This is a genomic window from Streptomyces sp. NPDC096324 (assembly GCF_044763015.1).
In the GTDB taxonomy this organism is placed as follows: Bacteria; Actinomycetota; Actinomycetes; order Streptomycetales; family Streptomycetaceae; genus Streptomyces.
The window spans coordinates 415,644-441,284 of the sequence record NZ_JBIWFK010000008.1 but is presented as its reverse complement, the minus strand read 5'-3'; the positions used below and the strand labels follow the sequence as shown (position 1 = coordinate 441,284).

Below are 25,641 nucleotides of genomic sequence, written 5' to 3'. Positions count from 1 at the left end.
TGATGCAACTCCAGGGTTGCACATCACGCACTCCATAGCAACTCTGCGGTTGCACGTCATGGGTACGCCAATGGGATCCGACCGGGACAGCCTCAACCCGAAGGAACACATCCAGCCATAGGCCGCCATGGTGGTCGCAGGGATGAAACATGTCCCCCCAACTCCACTGAGTTAATTGATTGTTGGGGTCCAGGCACTAGTCAAAGAGGGTCGCGGTGCCGATCATTCCTGTCATGAACCTGCTGCCCGATGGGCGGGTCGCAGCCTCATGGAGGTGTTGGGATGCACCGAAGACTCGCCACCGGCCTTGCCGCCTCGGCCATGGCCCTGGTGGCCGTCACGGCGACCGCCACAGCCGCTAGCGCCGCGCCTGCCGACAAGCCCCAAGTCCTGTCCAACTGGACCCAGACCAGCGCGTCGAGCTACAACGCCTGGGTCGCCGCCCGCGGGAACCAGTCCGCCTGGTCGGCCTACGCGTTCGACTGGTCCACCGACTACTGCTCCACGTCGCCGGACAACCCGTTCGGCTTCCCCTTCGCCACTTCATGTGCCCGCCACGACTTCGGCTATCGCAACTACAAGGCCGCCGGCACCTTCGATGCCAACAAGTCCCGTCTCGACAGCATGCTTTACGCGGACCTGGGGCGCGTCTGCGCCAACTACAGCGGCGCCACGAAGGTCTCTTGCGACAGCACCGCGTGGACCTACTACCAGGCGGTCAAGGTCTTCGGCTGAGGCCCTGCCCATGAACGACGGACACCGTACGAGCCGTTGATGACATGTGTCCGCCCGCACCACCCTCTGATGTGAACCAACTCCCGGCCACCTCAAGGTCGATGACGGATCGCCGGATCCCCGGTCCGTCAGGTTGATCGACGCCCGCCAGGTCGCCGGAGCACACCCCCGCCACCCGCCCCGCCGTCCCTCGGCATGCCCTCCCCCGTGTCGTCCACCGGACGCGCTCGGGGGGTGTCACCGTCGTGGGCGCGGGTCGGGTGGCACGGGTCGTCGCACACCGCCGCGCCCCGCGAGCGCCGACCCTCGATCCCTGGCACCCGGCGAGAGCCGCCCGTCTGTGCTGCGGTCCGGACCCGGGCGGACCCGGTCCGTCAGGCGGTTTCGACCGGGCGGACTCAGAATGAGTGGGACGGCCTCGTAACCCGGCCGTCGAGCCGTTCTCGGGGCAGCCGGATCGTGACCGTGGGCCTTGCGGTCGCCGCCCCGTGTGGCTCGGGACTTGCGAGCGCGCGGGTGGTCGAAACTATGAAGACGGACGAGCCGGAAGCCGCGGCCGACGAGAACAGGGCACCCCAGGGAGCGAGCCGCGCTCCCGCCCCGCCCGCGGAGACCCTCGCGACAGCGGACCCCACGGCTGCCGAGGACGTCCGCCAGGACGAGGCGGCCGCCCTTCGTCACCTGACCGCGCGCATGAAGGCCGCGTACCCCTCCGTCGCCCCGTCCGTCGTGGACCAGGTGATCGCGACGGCCCGCGGCCCCTTCCAGCAGGCCAAGGTCAGGACGTACGTCCCCATTCTGGTCGAGCGCCGGGTCCGCGCGCTGCTCGCCGGCCTCGCCGGGGAGGGGGCCGCCCCCTCGCCCGCCTCCGTGGGCGACCCGGGGAGCGGGGAGCCGCGAACGGCGGGAACGGCTGAGCGGTCCGCCGGGAGCCCGCGCCGCTCTCCCCTGCTCGGCCGGTGGCTGCCCGCCAGGCTGCGTCCCGCGCCGGCGTCCGCGTCCGACCTGGGTGGTGTCGGTGAGGGCCGGTGACCGCGCGGCGCTCACCGTGACAGGAGAAGAGGCGGGTCGTCATGACGGATGCCAGGGCCGCGCGCGTCGCGAAGCTCATCGAGCCGCTGCGGGTCGAGCCGGGGTCACGGGTGAACCTGGGCGAGGACTTCGACCCCCGTTACAAGGGCGGTCTGAAGAAGAAGCAGGGGGTGGAGCTGCTGCGCACGGGCGTGTCACTGCTCGCCGAGTATCAGGAACGGTTGGCGGCCCAGGACACGTACGGCGTCCTGCTGTGTCTCCAGGCGCTCGACGCCGGAGGCAAGGACGGCACGATCCGGCACGTCATGAGCGGGGTGAACCCCCAGGGCGTCAAGGTCAGCAGCTTCAAACAGCCCTCCACGGAAGAGCTCGACCACGACTATCTGTGGCGGTACGCCGCCAGGCTGCCCGCCCGCGGTGACATCGCGATCTTCAACCGTTCGCACTACGAGGAGGTGCTGGTCGTCCGGGTCCATCCGGAGGTCCTCGACCGCCAGCGACTGCCCGAGGACGTGCGCGGGCGGGACATCTGGGACCGCCGCTACCGTGCCGTCAACGACTGGGAGCGCTACCTGACCGACAACGGGTTCAAGGTCGTGAAGATCTTCCTGAACCTGTCCAAGGAGGAGCAGCGCACCCGTTTCATGAAGCGGCTCGACGTGCCGGAGCGGAACTGGAAGTTCTCCGCCGCCGACGTCCGGGAGCGCCGGTACTGGGACGCGTACCAGCACGCCTTCTCCGAGATGCTCTCGCACACGAGTACGCCGTGGGCGCCCTGGTACGTCGTCCCGGCGGACCGGAAGTGGTTCGCGCGGATCGCCACGGCGGCGGTACTGGTGCACACGCTCATGGACATCGACCCCGCCTTCCCGGTGGTCGGCAAGAAGGCGCGCAAGGATCTCCGGGCCGCGCGGCGGGAACTGGAGGCCGACGCTCCCAAGGGCGCGCCGGCCGATCCGTACGCGGCCCGGCGGCGGGGACGCACCGGATCCGGATCGGAGAGCTGAGATGGTGATGCAGTCGAGCGGCCCGAAGGCTCCGGAGCGTGTCGCTCCGGAGCTCTGGTACGCGCGTGAGCCACAGGACGTCGCGTCGGCCTTCGGTGTCGACCCCGCCTCGGGACTCACCGCGGCCCGGGTCGCGGAACTGCTGGCGGAGAACGGGCCGAACACGCTGCCGGAGGAGAAGTCGAAGCCGGCGTGGCGGCGGTTCGTCGAGCAGTACCGCAGCTATATGCAGGTCGTCCTGCTGGTGGCCGCGGTCGTCTCACTGGCGATCGCCGAGTGGAGCACCGCGATCCTCCTCGTGCTGCTGACCCTGCTGAACGCGGTCGTGGGCCTGCGTCAGGAGGGGAAGGCCGAGAGCGCGATGAACGCGCTCCAGTCCATGCTCACGGCGACGGCCCGGGTGCGGCGTGACGGGAGCGAGTCGGAGATCCCGGCGGAGCAGGTGGTCGTCGGCGATGTCCTGCACATCTCCGCCGGGGACCAGGTTCCGGCGGACGGGCGGATCGTCGAGGCCCACGCGCTGCAGATCGACGAGTCGGCGCTCACCGGTGAGAGCGTCCCCGCGTCGAAGGACTCCGCGACCCTGCCGAAGGTCCTGCTGGGTCCTGGGGACCAGTCGAACATGGCGTTCATGCACACCCCGGTCACCCACGGCAGCGGTCTCGTGATCGTGACCGGGACGGGTGAGGGCACCGAACTCGGAAAGATCTCGGAGATGCTGTCGGCGACCGAGCGGGAGGAGGCGCCGCTCACCAAGGAGCTGGACACGCTGACGCTGTGGATCACGGCCGCCGCGGGCCTGACCATGATCGTGATGTTCGCGCTCGGGTACCGCCGCGACCAGGCGTGGGACGCCCTGTTCGTCAGCGCGGTCTCGCTGGCGATCGCCGCCATCCCCGAGGCCCTGCCGACGGTGACGCAGGCGATCCTGTCCGTCGGCAGCCTCAGTCTGGCGAAGCGCAACGCGATCGTGAAGGAGCTGCCGTCCGTCGAGACCCTGGCGTTCACGTCGGCGATCAACTCGGACAAGACCGGCACCCTGACCATGAACCAGATGACGGCGGTGGAGGTGGTGACGCCCGCCGACCGCTACACCGTCTCGGGCACGGGCTACGGCCTCGAAGGGCGGATCCATCACGCCGCGGGTTCCTCCGAGGGCATCGAGGAGGCGATCCTCCCGTACCTCGTGGCGAACGACGGCAAGCTGGTGGACGGCGAGGTCGTGGGCGATCCCACCGAGGGCGCCTTCCTGGTGCTGGCCCACAAGGCGGGGCTGGACATCGAGGCCACCCGCGAACGGCTGCCCCGGCTCGCCACACTGCCCTTCGACCCCGGCTACAAGCTGATGGCCACCTTCAACTCCGCGGTCGACGCGGCCGGGCGCCCGGTGGTGCGCTGTTTCGTCAAGGGCGCGGCCCCGGCGGTGCAGGCCCGCGTGACGAGCGCGCTGTCGGGCGGCACGACCGTCCCGTGGGACGCGGAGCTCAGCCGGCGGGCCGACGAGCAGGGCGAGCGCATGGGCGGGGAGGGACGCCGGGTGATGGCGGCGGCCACCCGGGACCTGGACCCGGCCGAGTTCGATCCGGACGGAGACCTGCTGGGCTATGTCACCGGGCTGCGGATGACGAGTCTGGTCGGGATGGTCGACCCGCCGCGTGAGGAGTCCAAGGCCGCCGTGGCCAGCGCCCAGGCGGCCCACATCCGGGTCCGCATGGTGACCGGGGACGACGTCACCACGGGTGCCGCCATCGCCCGGCAGCTCGGCATTCCCGGCGAGGCCGTCCTCGGCGCCGACTTCGCCGCGCTGCCGGAGAGCGAGCGGCTGGCCCGTATCGACGGTATCGGTGTGGTGGGACGGGTCGCGCCCGAGCACAAGGTGATGCTCGCGGACACGCTCAAGAAGAAGGGTGCCGTCGTCGCGATGACCGGCGACGGTGTCAACGACGCCCCCGCCATCAAGGCCGCCGACATCGGCATCGCCATGGGCAGTGGTACGGACGTGGCGAAGAACGCGGCGCGGATGATCCTGTCCGACGACAACTTCACGACGATCGTCTACGCGGTGGAACAGGGCCGCAAGCTCTACGACAACCTCACCAAGTACATCCGTTTCGTGCTGCTGTTGCTGGTCACGTTCGTCCTGACCTTCCTCGGGGCGACCATCTTCAACATCGCGGCCGGTGAACCCTTCACGCCGCCGCAGGTGCTGTGGATCCACTTCGTGGTCAACGCCTCGTTCGGCTTCGCGCTCGGCTTCGACCAGGAGAGCGAGGGGCTCATGCGGCGCAGGCCACGGCCTCGGGGAGAGTCGGTGCTGACACGGCCGGTGATGGTGACCGTCGGTCTGAGCGGTCTGGCGATCACCCTGATCCTGCTCGGGTTGATCAAGCTGGGCGAATCCCGCTACGACAGTGTCGGCATCGGCAGTTCGATCGCGTTCACGGCGTTCTCGCTCTGTCTGATCGTGGCCGCGTTCGAGTGCCGCAGCGAGACGGAGTCGGTGCTGACGCCGAGCACTTTCGACAGCAAGCAGATGAACTGGACGGCGCTCGCGCAGTTCGTCCTCGCGGTCGCGGTGACGCAGATGGACGGGTTCCGCCGCATCCTGGGCACCACCGAGATCGACCTGCGGCAGTTCGGCTGGGCCCTGCTGTCCGCCGTCGCTCTCCTGGTCGTGTGGGAGGTGGGTAAGCTCCTGGCCCGCAGAGCGCGGCGCACCGGCTGAGCACGCGGGCTCCTCGCCGCAGGAAACCGCCGGCGCGATCCGAAGGACTGGCCCGTGTCGAAGCACCACGGCACCCCGAGCGGAGGGTGGCGCCCCCCTGTTCCGGTGCTGCCCGGACTCCCGGTCCTCAGGCACTACCGGCGGAGCTGGCTGCGCGGAGACCTGCTGGCCGGAGTGACGGTGGCGGCCTATCTGGTGCCGCAGGTGATGGCGTACGCCAGTGTCGCGGGGCTGCCGCCCGTCGTGGGTCTGTGGGCGATCCTGCCCGCCATCGTGCTGTACGCGCTCCTGGGCTCGTCCCGGCTGCTGTCGGTGGGGCCCGAGTCGACGACGGCGCTGATGACCGCCACGGTCGTGGGGCCGCTCGCCGGCGGCGATCCGGAGCGGTACGCGGTGCTGGCCTCGGCGCTCGCCGTCGCCGTGGGGCTGATGGCCGTGGTGGCCTGGGCGGCACGGCTGGGCTTCGTGGCCGATCTGCTCTCCCGGCCCGTGCTGATCGGGTATCTGGCGGGCGTGGCACTGATCATGATGGTGGATCAGCTCACGAAGCTGACCGGAGTGCCGACGGAGGGTTCGGGGTTCTTCCCGAAACTGGCCTCCTTCTTCGGGAACCTGGACGAGATCCATCCCGCCACGGTGGTCTTCAGCGCCGCGACGCTGGTCGTCCTGTACCTGGCCACGCGTTTCCGCTGGCGCGTCCCGGGGCCGCTGCTGGTCCTGGTCGCCGGTACGGCCGTGGTCTCGCTCTTCGGCCTCCAGGACCACGGCATCGCGGTCATCGGGGACATCCCCGCCGGACTCCCCCGACCCGACTTCCCCCCGCTCGACACGCTGCCCCAACTCCTGCTGCCCGCGGTCGGTGTCCTGCTGGTCGGGTACACCGACTTCATCCTGACGGCGCGCGCCTTCACGGCCGAGGACGGCGGTACGGCGCTGGACGCGAACCAGGAGCTGCTGGCCCTGGGCGCCGCGAACCTCGGCGCCGGCACCCTCCAGGGGTTCCCGGTGAGCAGCAGCGCCAGCCGTACGGCCCTCGCGCAGTCCGGGGGCGCGCACACCCAGGCGTACGGACTCACGGCCGGGGTCTCCGTGCTGGCCGTCCTGCTGTTCCTGAGTCCCCTGCTCACCGACACCCCCAAGGCCGTCCTCGGTGCGCTGGTCGTCTACGCCGCGATCCGGATGATCGACCTGGCGGGCTTCCGGCGGCTGGCGTCGTTCCGGCTCCGGGAACTCCTGCTGGCCCTCGGCTGTCTCGTCGGCGTCCTCGCCCTCGACATCCTCTACGGGGTGCTGGTGGCCGTGGGCCTGTCGGTCGTCGAACTGCTGAGCAGGGTGGCGCGCCCGCACGACGCGGTCCAGGGTCTCGTACCGGGACTCGCGGGCATGCACGACGTCGACGACTACCCGGACGCGCGGGTGATCCCCGGGCTGCTGGTCTACCGCTACGACTCCCCGCTGTTCTTCGCCAACGCGGAGGACTTCCGGCGCAGCGCCCTCGACGCGGTGGCCGAACAGGAGGTACCGGTCAGGTGGTTCGTCCTGAACGCGGAGGCCAATGTCGAGGTGGACATCACCGCCCTGGACTCGCTGGACGAGCTGCGCCGGGAACTCGGGAGGCGGGGCATCGAGTTCGCGATGGCGCGGGTCAAGCAGGACCTGCGCGACGACCTGGACGCGTACGGGCTGAGCGAGTCCGTCGGCGAGGACCGGATCTTCCCCACCCTGCCCACGGCGGTCGCCGCCTATCGTGCCTGGTCCGGCGACGGGGACTGAAAGGCGCCCCGCCGGGACCGCTCTCCCCGCGGTCCCGGACTCTCGGGGAAGAGCGCGGTCCGGATCCTCAGGGAATCTCCTGCTCGGCCCAGATGATCTTTCCCTCCGCCGTGTACCTGGCTCCCCACCGATGGGAGAGCTGGGCCACCAGGAACAGGCCCCGGCCGCCCTCGTCCGTGCTGCGGGCGTGCCGGAGCCGGGGGGCGGTGCTGCTGGCGTCGGACACCTCGCAGGTCAGCCGGGTGTCGCAGAGCAGCCGCAGTCTGATGGGCGGTACTGCATAGCGGATCGCGTTGGTGACGAGCTCGCTCACGATCAGCTCGGTGGTCATGGTCAGTTCCCCGAGCCCCCAGGCCTCGATCGCCCGGGTGGCGCGGGCCCGCATCTCGGAGACCGCGGCCGGGTCCACCGGCACCTCCCACGAGACGACGTGGTCGTCGCCCAGGGTGTGGGTGCGGGCCAGGAGCAGGGCGATGTCGTCGGGTTGCGGTACGGGCACGAGCTGCCGTACGGCGTCCGCGCACAGCGCTTCGAGGTCGGGGTCGGGCCGGGCGAGCAGCTCTCCGAGCTGCTCCATGCCGAGCTCCATGTCGTAGTGCGCTCCCGCCACGAGACCGTCGGTGAAGAGGCCGATCAGGGTGTTCTCCTCGATCTCGCTCTCCTGGCTCTCGAAGGCCATCCCGCCGAGGCCGAGCGGGGGCCCGGCGGGCAGGTCGGGATAGGAGACGCGCCCGTCGGGGGCGACGAACACGGGGGGCGGATGTCCGGCCCTGGCCATCGTGCAGCGCCGGGTGACGGGATCGTAGACGACGTAGAGGCAGGTCGCTCCGAGGAAGGAGGTGGTGGTGGCCTCCTGTTCCGTGGTGCTCCGGTCGGCCCGCTGTTCCTGGGTGCGCTCCTCGCTGAGCCGCAGCACGAGGTCGTCGAGGTGGGCCAGCAGTTCGTCGGGGGGCAGTTCCATGTCGGCGAGGGTCTGCACGGCCGTGCGCAGCCGGCCCATCGTGGCCGCCGCGGTGATGCCGTGACCGACCACGTCACCGACGACCAGGCCGACCCGGGCTCCGGACAGCGGGATGACGTCGAACCAGTCACCGCCGACCCCGCCGCTGGGGTCCGCCGGCAGATAGGTGGAGGCCACCTCCAGGGCCGTCCCGCCCGACAGGGCGTGCGGCAGCAGACTGCGCTGGAGGGTGACCGCGGCCGTGTGTTCGCGGGTGTAGCGGCGGGCGTTGTCGACGCACAGCGCCGCGCGCGCCACCACCTCGCGTGCCAGCAGGACGTCGTCGGGCTGGAACGAGACCGGGTTGAGCGAGCGCAGGAACGTGGTGAGTCCGAGGGCGGTGTTGCGCGCCCGCATCGGCACGGAGATGAGCGAGTGCAGCCCGTACCGGCGGATGCTGGCCGCCCGCTCGGGCTCCTCGGCGATCCACAGGTCGTCGTCCGGGTCGAGGACCTGCATGAGGACCGGGTCCCCGTTGGTGAGCAGGTTCACGTCGTGGGGCGGCGGCAGGAAGTCCGCCCGGTCGCCGATCCGCGCCACGGCCTCCGGGCACCCCTCCCGCACCGAGCTCATGCCCGCGCGCCGCATCATCGGCTTGGCGGGTGCGGGTCCGGCGTCGGACAGCCAGGCTCCGTGTCCCTCGGTGCTGAGGACGGATTCGAGGAGGTCGACGATGACGAAGTCCGCGAAGCGCGGAACGGCGAAGTCGGCGATCTCCTGGGCCGTGCGCATGACGTCGAGGGTCCCGCCGATGGTGGTCCCGGCTTCGTTGACCAGCGACAGGATCTGCCGGGCGTTCCACCGGTCGGTGACGTCCAGGACCATGTAGCAGACGCCGGTGTACGAGTTGTCGACGCCGAGCAGCGGGAAGAACGAGGTGGAGTAGGCGTGCCGGCGGTGCGGGTCGGCCCAGCTCCATCCCAGGTACTCGTAGTCGATCATCGGCTCGCCGGTCGCCAGGACCTTGCGCATCAGTCCCTCGATGGTCTCCGCCTGCAGCCCCGGCAGCAGTTCGGTCAGGCGGCGCCCGAGCCGCTGCTCGCGGGGCACACCGCCCAGGTGCTCCAGGGTGTCGTTCATCCAGACGTAGCGCAGTTGCAGATCGAGCACCGCCATGCCGACCGGCGAGTGCGTCAGGAAGCCGTCGAGGAAGGCCGGGCCGACCGTCCACGCCCGTCTGCGGTCCCTCGCCGAGATCAGGAAGCACTCGCCCCCGTCCATGCCGAACGAGGCGGAGACCCGCAGGTCCACGTCGATGCGCCGGCCGTCGCGGTGCAGCACCGGGATGTGTCCGCTCCAGCCCATTCCGGCGCGGCAGCGATCCGCGACCGCCGCCACCCGCGAGGGGTCCCGCAGCGCGAGCAGGCGAGCGGCCGAGGAGCCGGCCAGCTCGGCCGCCCGGTAACCGAGAAGCGCCTCGGCACCCCTGGTCCAGCCCACCACCACACCGTCGCCGGAGACCACCGCCGCCGCGTCGGTGGACGCGTCAAGGGGACCGCCCGGTCCTTCGGACACGGGCGCGTCGGAACCTTCCTGCGCAGAAACCATGAAGCTCTCACCCTCTACACGACCATGTTCCTGCTTGTCCGCCCGATGTGCAGACCCGGCGGACGATCACCGGGGAACGGCACCGCGCCACACCCGGCCATCGAGCATGAACATGTCCATGCAAGCCCTGGAGTGGGCAAGGCCGGGGGCAAGGCGCAGCATGGAAGGGCCGCGATCGGGTATTCAGGTGCCCGGCGGCGGCCACGGAGCCCGGCACACCGCGCCGGCCGGTGGAGGAGGGCCAGGGATGACAGCCGAGTCCACGCAGTCCGACAGTGCGGCGAGCCGCGCACCCGAATCGACCCGGCCGACCGGTCTGCTGGACGTCCTGAACGTGGGGGCGCTGGTCCTCGACGTCGACGGGCGCATCGTGTTCTGGACCCCGCAGGCCCAGGAGCTCATCGGGTACACGGCGGAGGAGGCCCTCGGCAAGTACGCGGCGCGTCTGATCATCCACCCCGAGCACATGCAGGCCGTCACCGAGCTGTTCGCGGACGTCCTGGCGACGGGACGCAGTTGGGCGGGCGCGTTCCCCATCCGGCACAAGGACGGCAGCACCCGTGTCATGGAGTTCCGCAACATGCGGCTCCTGGACGATCTCGGGGACGTCTACGCCCTGGGCATCGCGGCCGACCACACCCTGCTCCAGCGCGTCGAGACCGACCTGGCACTGTGCGAGCAGCTCATCAACCAGTCCCCCATCGGACTGGCCCTGATGGACCCCGACCTGCGCTATCTCATGGTCAACCCGGCCCTGTCACGGATCGACGGCATCCCCGCCGAGGACCACGTCGGCCGTCATCTGCGGGAGACCTTGCCGTTTCCCGACGTGGACACCGTCGAGTCGGCGCTGCGCCAGGTCCTGACCACCGGAACACCACTGCTCGACCAGTACCACGTGGGCCGCCCGCCCGCCGATCCCGACCACGAGCACGCCTGGTCCCTGTCCTTCTACCGGCTGGAGGACCCGGGCGGACGGGTCCTGGGCGCGGCCGCCTCCGTCGTCGACGTCACCGAACGCCATCGCGCGGCCGCCGAGGCCGACCGCGCGCGGCGCCGGCTCGCGCTCGTCGCCAGCGCCTCCACCCGCGTCGGCACCACCCTGGAGGTGGAGCAGACGGCCCGCGAGCTGGCCGACATCGCGGCGCCCGAACTGGCCGACGTGGTCGCCGTGGACGTTCTCGACTCCGTACTCGCCTGCCGCCGCAAACGCAGGCCGGACAACGGCCCGGAGTTCTTCCGCGCACTCGCCCTCAAGGCGTCCCACCCCACCGTGGCCCTGCGCGCCGCGGACCCTCCGGGTGACCTCGCGACGTACGAGGGCGACCGGCTGGTGACCCTGTGCGTGCACACCGGCAGACCGGTCCTCGTGCGGCACGTCGGCGAGGGTGATCTGCCGCGCATCGCCCGCGACGCCGAGGGCACGGCTCTCCTGGCGCAGGCCGGCGTCCACTCGTATCTCGCGGTGCCGCTGATCGCGCACGGTGAGGTGCTCGGCGCCCTCGACCTCAAGCGCACCCGCAATCCGCTCCCCTTCGACGACGACGACGTGGTGCTCGCCGGTGAACTGGCCACCCGCGCCGCCGTGGCCATCGACAACGCCCGCTGGTTCCAGAGCGTGCGCAACACCGCCGTCACGCTCCAGCGCAGCCTGCTGCCCGAGCATCCGCCGCATCTCTCCGGTCTGGAGGTCGCGTCCCGCTATCAGCCGGCCCAGGCCACGAGCGAGGTCGGCGGCGACTGGTACGACGTGATACCGCTGGCCGACGACCGGACCGCGCTGGTCGTGGGCGACGTCATGGGCAACGGCATCGACGCCGCCGCCACCATGGGCCGGCTGCGCACCGCCACCTGCGCCTACGCCGACCTCGACCTCGACCCCGGCGAGGTGCTCCAGCACCTCGACAAGATCACGTGCGATCTGGAGCACTACATCGTCACGTGCATCTACGCGGTGTACGACCCCCGCAGCAGACGGGTCCGCATCGCCAACGCCGGACACATGCCGCCCGCGCTGGTCCGCTCGGGCACCAGCCCCGTGACCCCCGTGTTGCTGGACCTTCCCTCGGGCGCTCCCCTGGGGGTCGGCGGTGTCCCGTTCGAGACCACGACGGTGGAACTCGACGTGGGCGATCTGCTCGTCCTGTACACGGACGGCCTCGTCGAGACCCGGCTGCATCCCATCGACGACCGTCTGAACCTCCTGCTCTCCTTCCTCGACGAGCCGAGCAGACCGCTCGAGGAGATCTGCGACCTTCTCCTGTACGGACTGCGCAACTCCGACGACCACGACGACGTCGCCCTGCTCATCGCCCGCGCGCAGTAGCCCTACTTTCCCTTCGTGTCCTTACCGTCCTTCGTGTCCTTCCCGTTCTTCGAGTCCTTCGAGCGTCGGCGGGAGGAGACCTGCTCCCGGGTGGTGCGCCAGCGCGACCGGGCCTGGTCGACCACGTTGTCCCACTCGCGGCGGACCTCGTCGTCGGAGGGACGGTCGCCCGCGCGGATCCGGACGAGTTCATCGCGCATCTCGTGCCCGAGGGCCGCCGACGCGACGACGACGAACATCGCGGCGAAGAGCGCCGAGATCATCGCGAAGACGGCGCCCACCGCCCCGTAGCGCGCGGCATAGGAGTTGAACAGGCGTGGCAGATACACGGTCGCGCCCACCGAGTAGAGCGCGGTCAGGACAGCCGCCGTGATGCCGAACGGCAGCAGGTCGCGCCAGGGGATCCGCTTCGCGGACAGGTCCCAGCCGCTCCAGACGAGGAAGGCGGCACTCACCGGAATCTCGCACGCCGAGGCCACCAGCCCGAACCGGCTTCCCCCGAGGAGCGTGTGAAGCCACCCGGTGACCACCGCGTAGCCGCCGAGCCCGAGGATCCACCACAGACCGTTCTTCGTGTTGCGGACACTGAGCGGGGGCAATTGCCATGCCTGTTCGAACAGTCGCTGCGCGGCGCGCGAGAAACTCAGCATGGAGATGACCAGGAACAGGCTTCCGAAGACACCCACGCTCGCGCCGGCACCCTCGGCGGGGGCGAGGAGCGACTTGACGGCCTCGGCGCCCTGTCCGGTGAGGCCGTAGCGCTGGATGATCCGGTCGGCGGCGTCGTAGTCCGAGAAGCTGCTCAGCACGGTGCCGATGAGGATCGTGAGCGGGACGAGTGCGGTGAGCGCGCTGGACGCCAGGGCCATCGAGCGGTCGAAGCCCACGATCTTCTGGAACCGGTTGACGACGCGCAGCGCGAACGCGGGACGCAGCCAGAACGTCAGCGTCCGGACGAGGCGCTCGCGATTGATCCCCGCCGTCGTGTCCTCCGTGTCCTCGGGCCCGGTTTGGCGCTGCGAGCGTAACGGACGGCTGTCCGGGCCGGGTCGGCCGACACGGCCCGCCGTCCGCGTCCGGCCCGGCGGCCCGCGCGGCGCCACCCGGTCGGCGGGAGCCCGGCGGGCGGCCAAAGCCCGGCGGGTGGCAGGAGCCCGGCGGGTGGCAGGAGCCCGGCGGGTGGCTGGGCGCTCAGTCCTCCTCGGACAGGGCGACCTCCGCCCAGATCGTCTTCCCGCGGGATTCGGGCCGGGTCCCCCAGCTCCGGCTGACCTGCCAGGTGAGGTAGAGGCCCCGGCCGCCCTCGTCGGCCTCCTCGGCGTGCCGGAGGTGGGGCACGGTGCTGCTGTCGTCGGTCACCTCGCAGACGACCGCGGAGCCTTCGAGGATGAGGCGCACGCCGATGGGGCCGTCCGAGTAGCGGACCGCGTTGGTGACGAGTTCGCTGACGACCAGGGTGACGGTGAAGGCGTGCTGTTCCAGTCCCCAGTCCGCGAGCGCGCGCTCGGTGCGGGAGCGGGCGTCGGCGACGGACGCCGGGTGGTTGGGGACCGTCCAGGACGCGACCTTGTCCGGCCCCAGGCCGCGGGTACGGGCCAGCAGCAGGACGGCGTCGTTCTCCATCTGTTCCGGTGCCAGCTTGTAGAGCACCTCGTCGCAGATCTCCTGCAGCGGCCGGTCGACCGGCTGCAACGCGGCGCCGACGCGCTCCAGTTGGTCCCGCGGGTTGTCCGAGACGGCTCGCAGCATGGCGGTGTTGCACAGCAGCAGGACGCTGTTCTCCGCGACCTCGAACTCGGCGGTGGCGTACTTCGCCAGGCCGCGGCCGAGCGGCGGTCCTGCGGGCACCACGGCGTACTCGACGGTCCCGTCGGGCAGGGCGAGCACCGGAGGCGGGTGCCCGGCGCTGGCGACCGCGCAGCGGCGGGTGACGGGGCTGTAGACGAGGTAGAGGCAGGTGGTGTCCTGGCGCTCGTCGTCCGCGGTGGTGTCCGCTCGCCTCGGCCGTTCTCCGTGGAGCCGGGTCACCAGGGCGTGCAGCCGTTCCAGGACCTCCTCGGGTGCCAGGTCGAGGACGGCCAGCGCGCTGATCGCGGCCCGCACCTCGCCCATGGTGGCGGCGGCTTCGAGCCCCCGGCCCACCGTGTCGCCCGTCACCAGGGCCACCCGCGACCCGGACAGCGGAATCACGTCGAACCAGTCGCCGCCCGCGCCCAGCGGGCAGTAGCTGTAGGCGGTCTCCACGGCGTCGTGACCGAGGACCCGGGCCGGCCGCAGACTGAGCTGGAGGACGCGGGCGGCCGAACGCTCCCTGGCGTACAGCCGGGCGTTGTCCAGGCACAGGGCCACCCGGTCGGCGAGTTCGGCGGCCAGCGCGAGGTCACCGTCTTCGAAGGCCTGCCGCGTGCGGTCCCGGTAGCAGTGGGCCAGCCCGATCACGGAACCGCGGGCGGCGAGCGGCAGCACGAGCAGCGAATGCGCCCCCGCTTCGGCGAGCCGGCGCCCGCGCACCGACTCACGCTCCAGCCAGTCCGCGTCGGCGGTCAGGTGCCGGACGATCCGGGGCCGGAGGTCGGACAGACACTGCGCGAAGGGGGTCGCCGCGGACAGGCCGATCGCCTCGCCGATGGAGGGCAGGTAGCGCTCGGCGTCCAGGGCGGTGGCACGACGGCTCGTGCACCGCAGAGCCCCGTACTCCAGGACGGTGCCCGGGGCACCGGCCTCGCCCCGCAGGACGGAGTCCAGCACCTCGACCACGACCGTGTCGGCCAGCGCCGGAACCATCTCGTCGGCGAACTCCTGCGCCGTGCGGAAGATGTCCAGCGTGGTGCCGATGCGCCCGCCCGCCCGCTCCAGCAGTGCCAGCCGCGCCGCCGCCCGTTTGCGCTCGGTGATGTCCACCACCGCGGTCGCCACCCCCAGGACGCCGCCCGCGGTGTCCTCCAGCCGGAAGCAGGACACCGACAGCACGATCTCGGGCTGGTCGGGGCGCAGGTGGCCGCGCACCTCCACGTCCAGGGCGGGCACACCGGTGTCCAGCACCTCGAGGAGCGTCGACTCGTAGTTTCCGGAGTAGAAGTCACCGCCCCACTCCCTCGGGTGCCGCCCCAGGGCCTCCTCCAGGGCGAACGCCTTCACGAAACGGGCCGCCGTGTTGAAGCGCACCAGGCGAAGCTGCGTGTCGAGGACGTGGAGACCCACGGTCGACTCGGAGAAGAGAGCCCCGAGAACCGCCTGGTCGAGCTCCGCGTCCGGTCGGCCATGTCCGCCGAGCGATGCACCCATGACACTTCCGTAGACCGTTGACCACCTAAACATTCCGGTTTGTCAGAGTTCCACCATATTCGCTCACCGGCGACGCGCGACCGGAGCACCGGAGCCGCGCCCCGGCGCTCACCGGCGAGTCGGCCGAGGAGGTGGCCGGCTGGGCCGGAGTGCCTCGGGGGCTCAGTTCCCGCCCGGCGGCCGGTCCCCGCTCACGGTCTCGGACAGGCGGTACACGAAGGTGGGGAAGTCCTGCCCGGTCGCCCGGCTCCAGGCGGGTACGACCGTGCCCGGGTACTCCGCTCGGGCGCCCGCGAACGAGGTGACACAACGGGCGTGGACGTCCGGCTGGTCGGTGCGGCGGGTGAGCGCGAGCAGAGAGCGCAGGGCGGCGACGGCGTCGTCGGCCCGGCCGTCGGCCAGGCGGGCATGGGCCTCCGCGTCGAGCGTGAGGGCGAGACCGAGACGTGCGGCGGCCAGGGAGAGCGCGTACGGGCCGGCCTCGGAACCCGCCGACGCGTCGACGAGGATGGACTCGGACTCCGTGTAGCAGGCGACGGCCGCCCCGTGGTCGCCGCCGTCGCGCAGGGCACGACCGAGAACCCGTAAACGGCGAGCCGTCAGCGCGTGGTCGACGGGCCGGTCGGTCTCGGCGAGACGGCGTGTGAGGGCCACCGCCTCCCGTGCGGCCCCGATCGCACCCTCGGGATCTCCGTCGTGCAGCCGCGACCGGCTCAAGTCCGCCAGCACGCGGGCGAGTTGCGGCTCGTGCGCCCGGGGGTCGAGGTCTGCCGCACGCCGGTACGCGGCCACGGCGCGTTCACCCGCCCGGACCGCGCCACGCTGGTCGCCCGCGTCCGTGTGACAGCCGGCCAGCCGGTCGAGGCAGACAGCGAGGAGCGGGTCGTAGACGTCCGGCCGCTCGGAGGCGAGGGCGGCGGACAGGTCGGCCGCCTCCCGCCGGACGGTCAACTCCGCCGGACGGTGCTCCGGTTCATCGAGCTGGTCGCCGAGGCGGTCGAGCGCCATGACGAGCAGGGGTTCGCCCGCCGCCGGATCCCGCCCCGCCAGGGTCCGGGCTTCGGCCACGGCCTCCGCGGCGGTCGTCCGGGCCGCCGGAAGGTCTCCCGTCACCCGCAGACAACGGGCCAGGTCCGCGAAGAGGACCACCCTCAACGGCCGCACGATCTCGGGCACGGCCCGCAGCATCATCGGGTCGGCGGCGTCCCGGGCCTCCCGGCCGACGGACAGCGCCTGTTCGTACCGGCCCAACACCACGAGTCCCGAGGTGAGTTCGCACAGCGCGCGAACGCGTACCAGGAACGCGTGACTCAACTCCCGCAAGGACATGCTCCGCAGCAGGGCGACGCACTCCTCGTAGACGGCCACCGACTCCTCCCTGCGGCGCAGGGCCGCCAGCACCAGCGCATAGGTGCGCAACGCACCCGGGAGAGCGCCCAGGCTCCGGTCCCGGCGGGCGGGAACGAGGCTCCGGTAGGCGGCCACGCACTCCCGCGCCGAGCCGAGCGCGTCGTCCAGGCGTGCCAGGCCGAACTGTGCCTGCGCCCGGAGATGCAGCTGGAGGGCCCGCTGCCCCGCCGGCCACCGCGCGCCCGGCACGTCCGAGGCCGCGTCCAGCGTCGAGTACGCCTCTTCACAGCGACCGACGAGCACCAGCGTGTAGGCGTGCTGGACAAGGCTGCGGGCCAGCAGGTCCCGGTCCCGCGGGCGCGCGCCCTCCGCCCCGGCGAGTGCCCGGTACACGGCCACCGCCTCCTCGGCCCAGGCCTGCCGGCGCCGCGACGGGGGCGGCCTCAACAGCACCCAGTACGGGGACACGCAGTGTGTGAGGAGCGCGCCGAGGAGCCGCCGCCCCGGACCGGGGCCGATCCGGGCCGCCGCCCGCGACAACGGCAGTAGTGCACGCACCAGGCCCATCGGCGCCCTCCCGTCGGGGATCCTCGTCCAAAGGACGGCCGAGCCCCCGTATTGGTTGCCCGGACCGCGCGAAATCGGGTCGTCGCCCACGGTGGGGGAACTGTTCCGGTCCGCCCCGCGCACGGAGGCCGCCGCCCTTTCGGCCGCCGCAACGGACACGTACGACGTAGCCGGTCAGAAGGATCACGGTGTGCCGCCTCGTGCCCACGTCCGTGGCGGGTCGGGCCGCGTCGGCTTGTGTCGGTGCGTCAGCCATGGCGAAACCGGGGGTGCGGCCAGGGACGTCAGGACCGCGAGGGTATCGGCCGCTGCCGCGAGCGCCCGAAAGCGCACGCACGCGGGCACCCGGCCCGGATCCGGTCGTACGGGCCCTCACGAGCCGGTCGAGGCGCCTCCCGGTGACGTGGCGGCGGGAGCGGACGACTCGACCCCGACGGTCGTGCCGGGCTCAGGGGTGTCGGCGGAGCTGCTGTCGGGCGAGAACACCGCCACGCCCACGAGCACCGCCAGCAGGAAGACCACGGCTCCGGCGGCCGCGCCCACGACTCTCCGCCGGTCGGCGAGGAGTTCGCCGACCCCCGAGCGCTGGCGCCGGCGCGACCGGTGGCCGCCGCCCGCGGTGTCCCGCATCACCGACGGCAGGGCGTACGTGGTCGCGGGGCCCGCGGCCCGGGGGGCCTGCCGGTGGCGTCCCGGCTCCGGCAGCGCGGCCGGGAGCGGCTCGGCACGCCCCTGCCAGGAGCCCGAGCCGTACCAGGCGGCCGCCTGGAGCGCGGTGGGCCGGTCCTCGGGCTGCTTCGCGAGCAGACCGAGCAGGTGATTCTCGAAGGCGGGCGGCAGATCGGCGCCCAGCTCCCGCGGCGGAGTGGGAGCGGTGTCGAGGTGCTGATGGAGGACGGCGACGGGGCTGCCCGCCTGGAACGGCGGCCGTCCGGTGAGGAGTTGGTACAGGACGCAGCCCAGTGAGTACATGTCGGAGGGCGGCCCGGCGGTCTTGCCCAGGGCCCGCTCGGGAGCGAGGTACAGACTGGTGCCGACGATCTGCCCGGTCGCGGTCAGACCGCCCGCCGGATCGTCCATGAAGCGGGCGATCCCGAAGTCGCCGATCTTGACGCTTCCCTCGGCGTCCAGGAGCAGATTGCCCGGTTTGATGTCCCGGTGCACGATGCCCTGTTGGTGGGCGGCGGCCAGCCCGGCGGCGGCCTCGGCGGCGATCCGCGCGACCCGGTCGGCGGGAAGCCGTCCGGCGTCGGTCAGGACTCCGGCGAGGCTGTCACCCTCGACCAGCTCCATCACGAGGAACAGCCGGTTCTCGTAGGCCCCGAAGTCCAGGACACCCACCACGTGACGATGGTTGAGCAGGCCCGCGGTCTGGGCCTCCAGACGGAACCGGGCCGCGGCCGTCGGGTCGGCGTCCTGGGAGAGCAGCAGCTTCACGGCCACGGACCTGCCGATCATCTCGTCCTGGGCCCGCCACACCTCCCCCATGGCGCCCCGCCCGAGAGCTGTCTGCAGCCGATACCGCCCCGCTATCAGCACTTGTGCTTCATCCTCACGCAGTTGGGATCCCGTCGATCGCCACAGGTCGATTCCCTACCGAGCATGAGTGATCATCGGGGCGCCGCAGCAGGTTGAGCCTACTGCCAACACGACGGTGATCAGACGCTGTTCACCCTCGGCCGCACGATCGCGAGGAACCGTTCGATGTGCCATCGGACACTGACGGAAAGTGACTCCGAAAGCCGCTTCGGGGTCACACGGACCACAACCCGAGGTAGCGGTCACGGCGGCCCGGAACACCCGAAGCCGCCGCACTCCGGACGGGCCCGGCGAGCGGTCCGCGCATTGGTATGGACCTGACAGGAGCCTCCCGCTACCCTCGTTCACGCAACTCTGAGAGCGCTCTCTCCTGCCCTTCGCCCCACTCACCGACCATCGGATCGACGAAAGGCAACCACCGTGAGACGCACCACAGTTCTGCGCATCGCGTTGACCACCGGCCTGCTCGCCGGAGCCGCGACACTCGGACTCACCCAGGCCGCCGCCGGCGAAGCCCCCCTCACCGCCACGGCGTCCCGGGCACCCGCCTCCTCGGCCGTCCTCTCCGCCATGCAGCACGACCTCGGACTCACCCGGCAGCAGGCGACCACCCGGCTCGCCCGGGAAACCGCCGCACGCGGCGTCGAACGCAACGCCCGTCGCGTGGCCGGCGCCTCGTACGGGGGCTCCTGGTTCGACGCCGGGAGCGGCAGACTCGTCGTCGCCGTCACCAAGGGCGCGTCTCGCGATGCCGTGGAGGCGACCGGCGCCCGCGTCACCCTGGTCGAGCACAGCGCGCGACAGCTCGACAGGACCATGGCACGCGTCGACGCGCTCGACGCACCGGCCGGCGTGAGCGGTTGGCACGTCGACCCCCGCGCCAACTCCGTCGTCGTCGACGTGGTGTCCGCGCACAAGAGTGACAACGATGTCCGGACCTTCGTCGCCCGCGCCCGCGCGTCCGGTCCCGTGGTCGTGCGGCGGACCGACCGGGCCCCGAGGACGTACGCGGCCGGCACGGTGGGCGGAGACCCGTACTACACCGGCAACGTCCGCTGCTCCATAGGCTTCTCGGTGTACGGCGGCTTCGTCACCGCCGGGCACTGTGCCCAGCCGGGCGCGGGCGTCAGCGGCTGGGACCACAGCTACATCGGCAACTTCCAGGGCTCCTCGTTCCCGGACAACGACTACGCCTGGGTCAACGTGGGAAGCGGCTGGTGGACCGTGCCCGTCGTCCTCGGCTGGGGCACCGTCTCCGACCAGCTCGTCCGGGGCTCCGGCGAGGCACCCGTCGGAGCGTCGATCTGCCGCTCCGGCTCGACCTCCCACTGGCACTGCGGCACCGTCCTCGCGAAGAACGAGACCGTCAACTACAGCCAGGGCGCCGTACACCAGATGACCAAGACGAGTGTCTGCGCCGAACCCGGCGACTCGGGCGGCTCGTTCATCAGCGGCGACCAGGCACAGGGCGTCACCTCCGGCGGATGGGGCAACTGCACCGGCGGAGGCCAGACCTGGTACCAGCCCGTGAACGAGATCCTGAACCGCTACGGGCTCACCCTGCACACCGCCTGAACCGACCGCGCCGGCCCGCTCGCACGCCGAGCGGGCCGGCGCACCCACGAGTCGTCCGCCACGCGCGTCACGAAACATGGCGCCCGGTCCGGGCCCGTCGGGCAGGTGCGGCGGCGCGCCCGCGTCGCCGCGACGGCGGTGGCCGGGCACGATGGGCGGGTACCTCTCGCAGCTTCGGAAGGGTTCCCCGTGATCAGCATCCCGGACCGCACGGCCCATGACGGTACGAAGATCCCGGCCGTCGGCCTCGGCACCTGGCCGATGGACGACGCACAGGCCGAGGAGGCCGTGAGCCACGCGCTCGGCATGGGGTACCGGCTCGTCGACACGGCGGTCAACTACCGCAACGAGAGCGGTACCGGGCGGGGCGTCACCCGCTCCGGCGTCCCGCGCGAGGAGATCGTCGTCACCACCAAACTGCCGGGCAGGCACCACGGTCACGAGGAGACGCTCGCCTCGTTCGAGGAGTCGCGCGGCCGTCTCGGACTCGACTACGTCGATCTCTACCTCATTCACTGGCCGCTGCCCCGCGTGGACAAGTACGTGGACTCGTGGAGGGCGATGATCGAACTCCGTGACGCGGGGCTGGTGCGCGCGATCGGCGTCTCCAATTTCACGGCCGAACACATCGGCCGGCTGGAGGCCGAGACCGGAGTGCTTCCCTCGGTGAACCAGATCGAGCTCCATCCCCTGCTTCCCCAGGACGAGTTGCGTGCCTTCCACTCCGACAAGGGCATCGTCACGGAGAGTTGGAGCCCCCTGGGCCGTGGCTCCCGGCTCCTCGACGACCCCGGGATCGGAAAGATCGCCGAGGCGCACGGCGTCACACCCGGTCAGGTCGTGCTGCGCTGGCACACACAGCTCGGCGCGGTGCCCATCCCCAAGTCCGCCGACGCCGGGCGCCAACGGGAGAACCTCGACCTGTTCGGATTCGAGCTGTCCCCCGCCGAGATGACGGCCGTCGCCGACCGCCCGCGCCGACGCCTCGGCGGGGACCCCACGGCACACGAGGAGTTCTGAGGCCCCGGAGCCCCGCTCGTACCGGGTCTCCGCGACGGGGTGGGCGTGCGTCGTACGCCGCGTGCTGCCGGACGCGGTGCCACGGTCCGCCCATTGCATGACTTCGGGTACCCATCGCGCTCCGCCGAGGTGCCGCGCGATGCCGCGCGGGTCATCGTGGAGGGGCCTTGCGAACGATGGGGGAACGGCATGCCGATGCTGCTGATCAAGGGGTCGTACAGAATCGTCGGGGCCAGTCCCGACGGCGACTCGGTTCGCTTCGTCCCGGACGATCCCGGGGAGTGGGACCTGCTGCGAGGACGGAAGGTGCGCCGCAATCTGGCCGGCGGGGCACAGCTCCGGCTGGACGGCATCGACACCCTGGAGACCCACTACCGGCCGCCGCACGGGCCCGAACTCCATCAGCCCGCGCCGTACGCCGGTCAAGCCGCGGAGGCGCTGCTCGCCTGGCTGGGTTTCGAGGAGGTGGAGCGCGGCGCGAACGGAATCGTCAAACACAGTGCGCCCGAGTCCGTACCCGGCTACATCCTGACGCGCAGCGCGGACGTCCACGGGCGCTGTGTGGCTCTCGCGGGCCGCGGAACCGAGGCCCCGGCTGCCAGTGGGACGCTCGTCACGGTCACCGCCGAGCACCTGCGGCAGACCGCCAATCATCATCAGCTCGCCGATGGCCTGGCCTACCCGACGTTCTATCGCAACCTCTACGTCGGCCTCCGGCGGGAGTTGTCCGGGGCGGCGCGGCAGGCCCGCCAGGACGGGCTCGGGCTGTGGCCGTCGGACCAGACCCGGAGCGGGGCGAAGGTGGAGGGCCCGGCCACGCTGACCGAGTCCGCGGTGCTGCTGCCCAAGCTCTTCCGCCGGCTGGCGGACTACCTCCAGCTCAATGACGGCGACCCGTCCCTGGAGGGCTTCCGGCCCTATCTGGAGCAGCGCGAGGACCGGCTGTTCGTCCTGTCCACCGGACAGTGGACCGGCTTCGACACGATCGTGGAGGTCACGAACGGCGACACCGTGCGGCTCAACCTCCCTCCGGAAGATCTCGTCTTCGACGAGAAGTAGGCGTCCACGGGCAGCCGCCGGGGCACGGCGCCCGCGCGCCGGCCGGAGGCCCGGTCCCGAGGGTCCGGGTCCGGCCGGGGCGCGGGCCGTGGCGGGCTACGCCGGGTCGTGGACCGTGCCGGTGAACTCCGGTCCGTCGTGCGGGCGGCCCGTCTCGTCGTAGACGGTCATGCGCAGCCGTACCGTCTCCTCCGGCTCGGCGAGCCGGTCCCGGACCGTGGGGACGGTGAACTCGGCGCTCGTGCGGCCCGCGGGTATGCCGACGAACAGGAAGAATCCGTTCACCTGGGACAGCGGCCGTGACGGCAGCGGTTCCTTGCCTGACATGTTCCGCAGCCATTGCGGATCCACGTCGGTGGTGGACAGTTCGTGGCCGCCGGTGACGCGGACGACGGCGATGTCGGACTGCATGTCCACGTCGGCCGGTGCGGAGAGGGCGACCCGCCAGGTCAGCTTGCGGCCCTCGGCCGCGCGGGCGGAGGGCGGGGTCACCTTGAAGGTGGGCATCGGATCGTCGTTGCGCGCGGTGACACCGCCCCGGTAGGCGCCGATCACCGCGCCGTGGACGGCCTTCACGAAGACGTCGTGGGACACGTCGTAGCCGTAGCGCTCGTTGCCCCGGACCTCGACCCGCACGTCGGGGGCCGGGTCACCGGCCCGTACGGTCACCTCGCGCGAGGTGGTCCGGCCCGTGTCCGGATCGGCGACGAACAACCGGACGGTGCCGTTGCCGTGTCCGGTGACCTTCACCGGCACGTGGTAGGTCCGCGAGCCCGTGTCGCCCTCGTCGACGGTCAGCCGGCCGACGTCGACACGGGCGAGGTCAGCGGCCCGCACCTCGGGGGTTCCGGCGCGCCATCCCCACGCGTCGAGCAGAAACGCCTGCCCGGAGCGGGTGCGCGGGACGATCTCCAGGGACTTCAGCCGGTGTGGATCGACTCCCGCGCGGATCGCGGCGGCCAGCGGCAGCCGGACCTCCTGGCCCCAGTAGGAGGCGGTGCGGTCGGTGCCGGGCAGACCGTCGAGGCGGACGCGCCCCAGCGTCGCCCGGTGGCCGGCGGCGTCGGTCAGACCGATGTCGAACCGGGTGTCCCTGGTGTTCGGCGGCACGATCAGACGCATCGCCAGAACCCGGGAGTCCGCGATCGAGACGGGCCGCTCCGAGCGGATCCGGACCGTGGAGCCGGCGGCCGTCCAGCGCAGGGCCACGGCACGCCGGCCCGGCTCCCGCGACGCCGCCCACGGGGCGAAGTGCGGCGAGACACCGCTCCTTCCGGAGCCGAGGCAGGCCGCCGACACGACTTCGGTCACCTCCTGGCACAGCGTCCCGCCGTCGACGGAGACCTGACCGTCCGGCAGGAACGCCGGGGTACGGCGTCCGCCGACCGCGTGGGTGAGGACCCGCGCGGGTCCGGCGGAGGGCGCGCGCCGCCCCGAGCCGTCGAGCAGCGGCCGTACGCGGTCGTCACCGGCGACGAACAGCCGCGCGGCGGCGGCGATGTAGGTCGCGCCCGCGGTCTGCTGCCGGCGGGCCGTCAAACGTGTGGCGGTTCCCGGCGAGCACACCCGGTCGGGCTGGTCGCCGGTCCAGAAGTCGTCCTCCGCGGGGGCCTGGGCCTGGCCGGGAGTCCATTCGCTGTTGAAGAAGTTGTGGTCGGCGCCGACCATGTAGACGGAGCTGTGCAGGGCGGCACCGCGGCTGACTCCGCGGGTCGCGTCCACGTACATCTGCCCCTGGAGGTCGGACACATCGCCGTCGCAGCCGGGCAGGATCGTCGCGGAGGGCACGTCGGGCGCCGGGTTCTGCCCGAAGATGGTGGGGCCTATGAGGACGGTGCCCCGGATGTGCCAGCGCACCGGCCCGCGGTAGCCGTCCTGGTCGGCCGGGGCGGGGTAGAGGCTGTCCATGGCGGCCCGGTTCACGCCCTCGCCGCCGCGCGAGTGGCCGACCAGCAGGACGCGCGACAGGTCCGCGGGGGCCGACCGCCTTACGATCCGGGGCGCGGAGGCCTGGCCGGCGGACCAGCTCGCCCAGCGGGCCAGGTGCTGCCGCACCAGGGAGGACCGGGCCTGGGCACCGCCGTCCTCGGCCGCGTAGTCCTGACCGTTGATGCCGTTGGCGGCGATGGACACGGTCACGTATCCCTGCGAGGCCAGCAGCTTCTGGTCGGCCAGGTAGCCCCGGTAGCTCGGTATGGGCCTGCTGCCCGCGGGGCAGGGCCATTCGCCGCCGGTGTCGTTGCCGTGGCCGGTGTAGCAGGTGGCATGACGGCCGTGCAGGAACAGGGCCAGCGGCCGGTGTCCCCGGGCGTTCACGGGCGCGACCACGACGGCGCGCATCTCCACGCGCTCGGGGAGGCCGGGCAGGCTGACCGAGGGGAGCTCGTAGTCGCCGGTGGCCGTCCGGTAGGGGCCCGGCTTCCCGGGGTCGACGGCGTTCACCGGGAGGCGTGTCGCGGGCCGGCCGGACAGTCCGGGCCGTTCCCCGGGGCCGTCCGGCGCGGTGGGCCGGACGGCCCCGGCTCCCGCGGCGTCCAGGCGCCGTTCACCGGTCCGCGCCTGGAGGTCGGACGGTTTCCCGAGTGATGCCGGGCCCAGGGCGAGCCGGAAGGAGCGGCCGTCGGACGATCCGACGGGCCGGCCGAGGAAGCGGTCCCCGGAGTAGAAGGCGACCCCCGCGTCGCTGATGGGCACCGGCTTGTCCGAGCGCCAGACCAGTTGCCGTGCCGCTCCCTCACCGGTGAGGCTCCATCCGGCGGGCAGTCCGCCGGGGTCGTCGGCGTCCGTGGTGGAAGCGAGTCCCGCGGACCGCGCGGAACCGGCCGTGTTCTGGTGTGCCTGGGACGATCCTGGCGATCCCGCGAGCGCCGCGAGTAACACCGCGGCCACAACCCCTGTGCGCCGGACACGGAACAAGGTTCTTCTCCTCCTGGTCGGCAATCACCCCCGTCGCCCCGTTGGTCCCGAAGCGCTCCCCCGTCCCACGAGGACGGAGGAGGGAGCCGGAGGGTTGCCTCGTGCCGGCGATCTTTCGTGTCCCCAACTCCCTTACCGGAAAGCGGAGTCGGTCGGTCCGGCGAGGAGGGTGCGCGGTGTCGGC

15 protein-coding genes are annotated in these 25,641 nt (G+C 71.8%); 9 read left to right on the top strand and 6 right to left on the bottom strand.

Translation table 11 applies throughout. The features are described from left to right. Window positions 1-282 precede the first annotated feature (282 nt). The 5 genes from ACIQ7M_RS24425 to ACIQ7M_RS24405 all read left to right on the top strand — a co-directional run bounded on the left by ACIQ7M_RS24425 (window position 283) and on the right by ACIQ7M_RS24405 (window position 7,272). Complete coding sequence (locus ACIQ7M_RS24425; RefSeq protein WP_389845594.1) at window positions 283-735, top strand: phospholipase; 453 nt, start codon at window positions 283-285, stop codon at window positions 733-735. A gap of 528 nt (window positions 736-1,263) precedes the next feature. Next, entirely contained in the window at window positions 1,264-1,767 is a 504-nt protein-coding gene (locus ACIQ7M_RS24420) for a three-helix bundle dimerization domain-containing protein (protein ID WP_403647908.1), read from the top strand. A gap of 41 nt (window positions 1,768-1,808) precedes the next feature. Continuing rightward, window positions 1,809-2,774, top strand: coding sequence for a polyphosphate kinase 2 family protein (locus ACIQ7M_RS24415; RefSeq protein WP_386984602.1), 966 nt, complete (start codon window positions 1,809-1,811; stop codon window positions 2,772-2,774). Window position 2,775: 1 nt separating this feature from the next. Further along, entirely contained in the window at window positions 2,776-5,499 is a 2,724-nt protein-coding gene (locus ACIQ7M_RS24410; RefSeq protein WP_403647904.1) for a cation-translocating P-type ATPase, read from the top strand. Window positions 5,500-5,553: 54 nt separating this feature from the next. Beyond that, window positions 5,554-7,272 carry a SulP family inorganic anion transporter gene (locus ACIQ7M_RS24405; protein WP_403647901.1) on the top strand — a complete coding sequence of 573 codons (1,719 nt, stop codon included), beginning with the start codon at window positions 5,554-5,556 and terminating at the stop codon, window positions 7,270-7,272. 67 nt (window positions 7,273-7,339) lie between these two features. Here the strand turns inward: ACIQ7M_RS24405 and ACIQ7M_RS24400 are convergent, their stop codons facing one another. Then, window positions 7,340-9,820 (bottom strand): SpoIIE family protein phosphatase, encoded by a 2,481-nt coding sequence (locus ACIQ7M_RS24400; protein WP_403647898.1) that lies wholly within the window; start codon window positions 9,818-9,820, stop codon window positions 7,340-7,342. 247 nt (window positions 9,821-10,067) lie between these two features. Here ACIQ7M_RS24400 and ACIQ7M_RS24395 point away from each other — a divergent pair, with 247 nt between their 5' ends. Further along, window positions 10,068-12,146 carry a SpoIIE family protein phosphatase gene (locus ACIQ7M_RS24395; RefSeq protein WP_403647895.1) on the top strand — a complete coding sequence of 693 codons (2,079 nt, stop codon included), beginning with the start codon at window positions 10,068-10,070 and terminating at the stop codon, window positions 12,144-12,146. 2 nt (window positions 12,147-12,148) lie between these two features. Here the strand turns inward: ACIQ7M_RS24395 and ACIQ7M_RS24390 are convergent, their stop codons facing one another. The 4 genes from ACIQ7M_RS24390 to ACIQ7M_RS24375 all read right to left on the bottom strand — a co-directional run bounded on the left by ACIQ7M_RS24390 (window position 12,149) and on the right by ACIQ7M_RS24375 (window position 18,887). Next, on the bottom strand, window positions 12,149-13,279 hold the full coding sequence (locus ACIQ7M_RS24390; RefSeq protein WP_403647892.1) for a YihY/virulence factor BrkB family protein: 1,131 nt from the start codon (window positions 13,277-13,279) through the stop codon (window positions 12,149-12,151). Between the two features lie 58 nt (window positions 13,280-13,337). After that, complete coding sequence (locus ACIQ7M_RS24385; protein WP_403647889.1) at window positions 13,338-15,431, bottom strand: SpoIIE family protein phosphatase; 2,094 nt, start codon at window positions 15,429-15,431, stop codon at window positions 13,338-13,340. 162 nt (window positions 15,432-15,593) lie between these two features. After that, window positions 15,594-17,348 carry a hypothetical protein gene (locus ACIQ7M_RS24380; RefSeq protein ID WP_403647886.1) on the bottom strand — a complete coding sequence of 585 codons (1,755 nt, stop codon included), beginning with the start codon at window positions 17,346-17,348 and terminating at the stop codon, window positions 15,594-15,596. A 372-nt stretch (window positions 17,349-17,720) separates the two neighbouring features. Then, on the bottom strand, window positions 17,721-18,887 hold the full coding sequence (locus ACIQ7M_RS24375) for a serine/threonine-protein kinase (protein WP_403647883.1): 1,167 nt from the start codon (window positions 18,885-18,887) through the stop codon (window positions 17,721-17,723). 420 nt (window positions 18,888-19,307) lie between these two features. Between ACIQ7M_RS24375 and ACIQ7M_RS24370 the strand changes: the two genes are divergently transcribed. The 3 genes from ACIQ7M_RS24370 to ACIQ7M_RS24360 all read left to right on the top strand — a co-directional run bounded on the left by ACIQ7M_RS24370 (window position 19,308) and on the right by ACIQ7M_RS24360 (window position 22,541). Next, complete coding sequence (locus ACIQ7M_RS24370) at window positions 19,308-20,462, top strand: S1 family peptidase (RefSeq protein WP_403647880.1); 1,155 nt, start codon at window positions 19,308-19,310, stop codon at window positions 20,460-20,462. 189 nt (window positions 20,463-20,651) lie between these two features. Further along, window positions 20,652-21,482, top strand: coding sequence for an aldo/keto reductase (locus ACIQ7M_RS24365; protein ID WP_403647877.1), 831 nt, complete (start codon window positions 20,652-20,654; stop codon window positions 21,480-21,482). A gap of 189 nt (window positions 21,483-21,671) precedes the next feature. Continuing rightward, a complete protein-coding gene (locus ACIQ7M_RS24360; RefSeq protein WP_403647874.1) occupies window positions 21,672-22,541 on the top strand; it encodes a nuclease in 870 nt (289 codons plus the stop codon). 96 nt (window positions 22,542-22,637) lie between these two features. Here the strand turns inward: ACIQ7M_RS24360 and ACIQ7M_RS24355 are convergent, their stop codons facing one another. Next, window positions 22,638-25,457 carry a hypothetical protein gene (locus ACIQ7M_RS24355; protein WP_403647871.1) on the bottom strand — a complete coding sequence of 940 codons (2,820 nt, stop codon included), beginning with the start codon at window positions 25,455-25,457 and terminating at the stop codon, window positions 22,638-22,640. Between the last annotated feature and the right edge of the window lie 184 nt (window positions 25,458-25,641).

Excerpts from the sequence above, each read along its gene's own strand:
- ACIQ7M_RS24410 (WP_403647904.1), top strand. The coding sequence starts at position 2,776 with ATGGTGATGCAGTCGAGCGGCCCGAAGGCTCCGGAGCGTGTCGCTCCG.
- ACIQ7M_RS24395 (WP_403647895.1), top strand. The coding sequence starts at position 10,068 with ATGACAGCCGAGTCCACGCAGTCCGACAGTGCGGCGAGCCGCGCACCC.
- ACIQ7M_RS24420 (WP_403647908.1), top strand. The coding sequence starts at position 1,264 with ATGAAGACGGACGAGCCGGAAGCCGCGGCCGACGAGAACAGGGCACCC.
- ACIQ7M_RS24360 (WP_403647874.1), top strand. The coding sequence starts at position 21,672 with ATGCCGATGCTGCTGATCAAGGGGTCGTACAGAATCGTCGGGGCCAGT.
- ACIQ7M_RS24385 (WP_403647889.1), bottom strand. The coding sequence starts at position 15,431 with ATGGGTGCATCGCTCGGCGGACATGGCCGACCGGACGCGGAGCTCGAC.
- ACIQ7M_RS24425 (WP_389845594.1), top strand. The coding sequence starts at position 283 with ATGCACCGAAGACTCGCCACCGGCCTTGCCGCCTCGGCCATGGCCCTG.
- ACIQ7M_RS24380 (WP_403647886.1), bottom strand. The coding sequence starts at position 17,348 with ATGGGCCTGGTGCGTGCACTACTGCCGTTGTCGCGGGCGGCGGCCCGG.
- ACIQ7M_RS24400 (WP_403647898.1), bottom strand. The coding sequence starts at position 9,820 with ATGGTTTCTGCGCAGGAAGGTTCCGACGCGCCCGTGTCCGAAGGACCG.
- ACIQ7M_RS24415 (WP_386984602.1), top strand. The coding sequence starts at position 1,809 with ATGACGGATGCCAGGGCCGCGCGCGTCGCGAAGCTCATCGAGCCGCTG.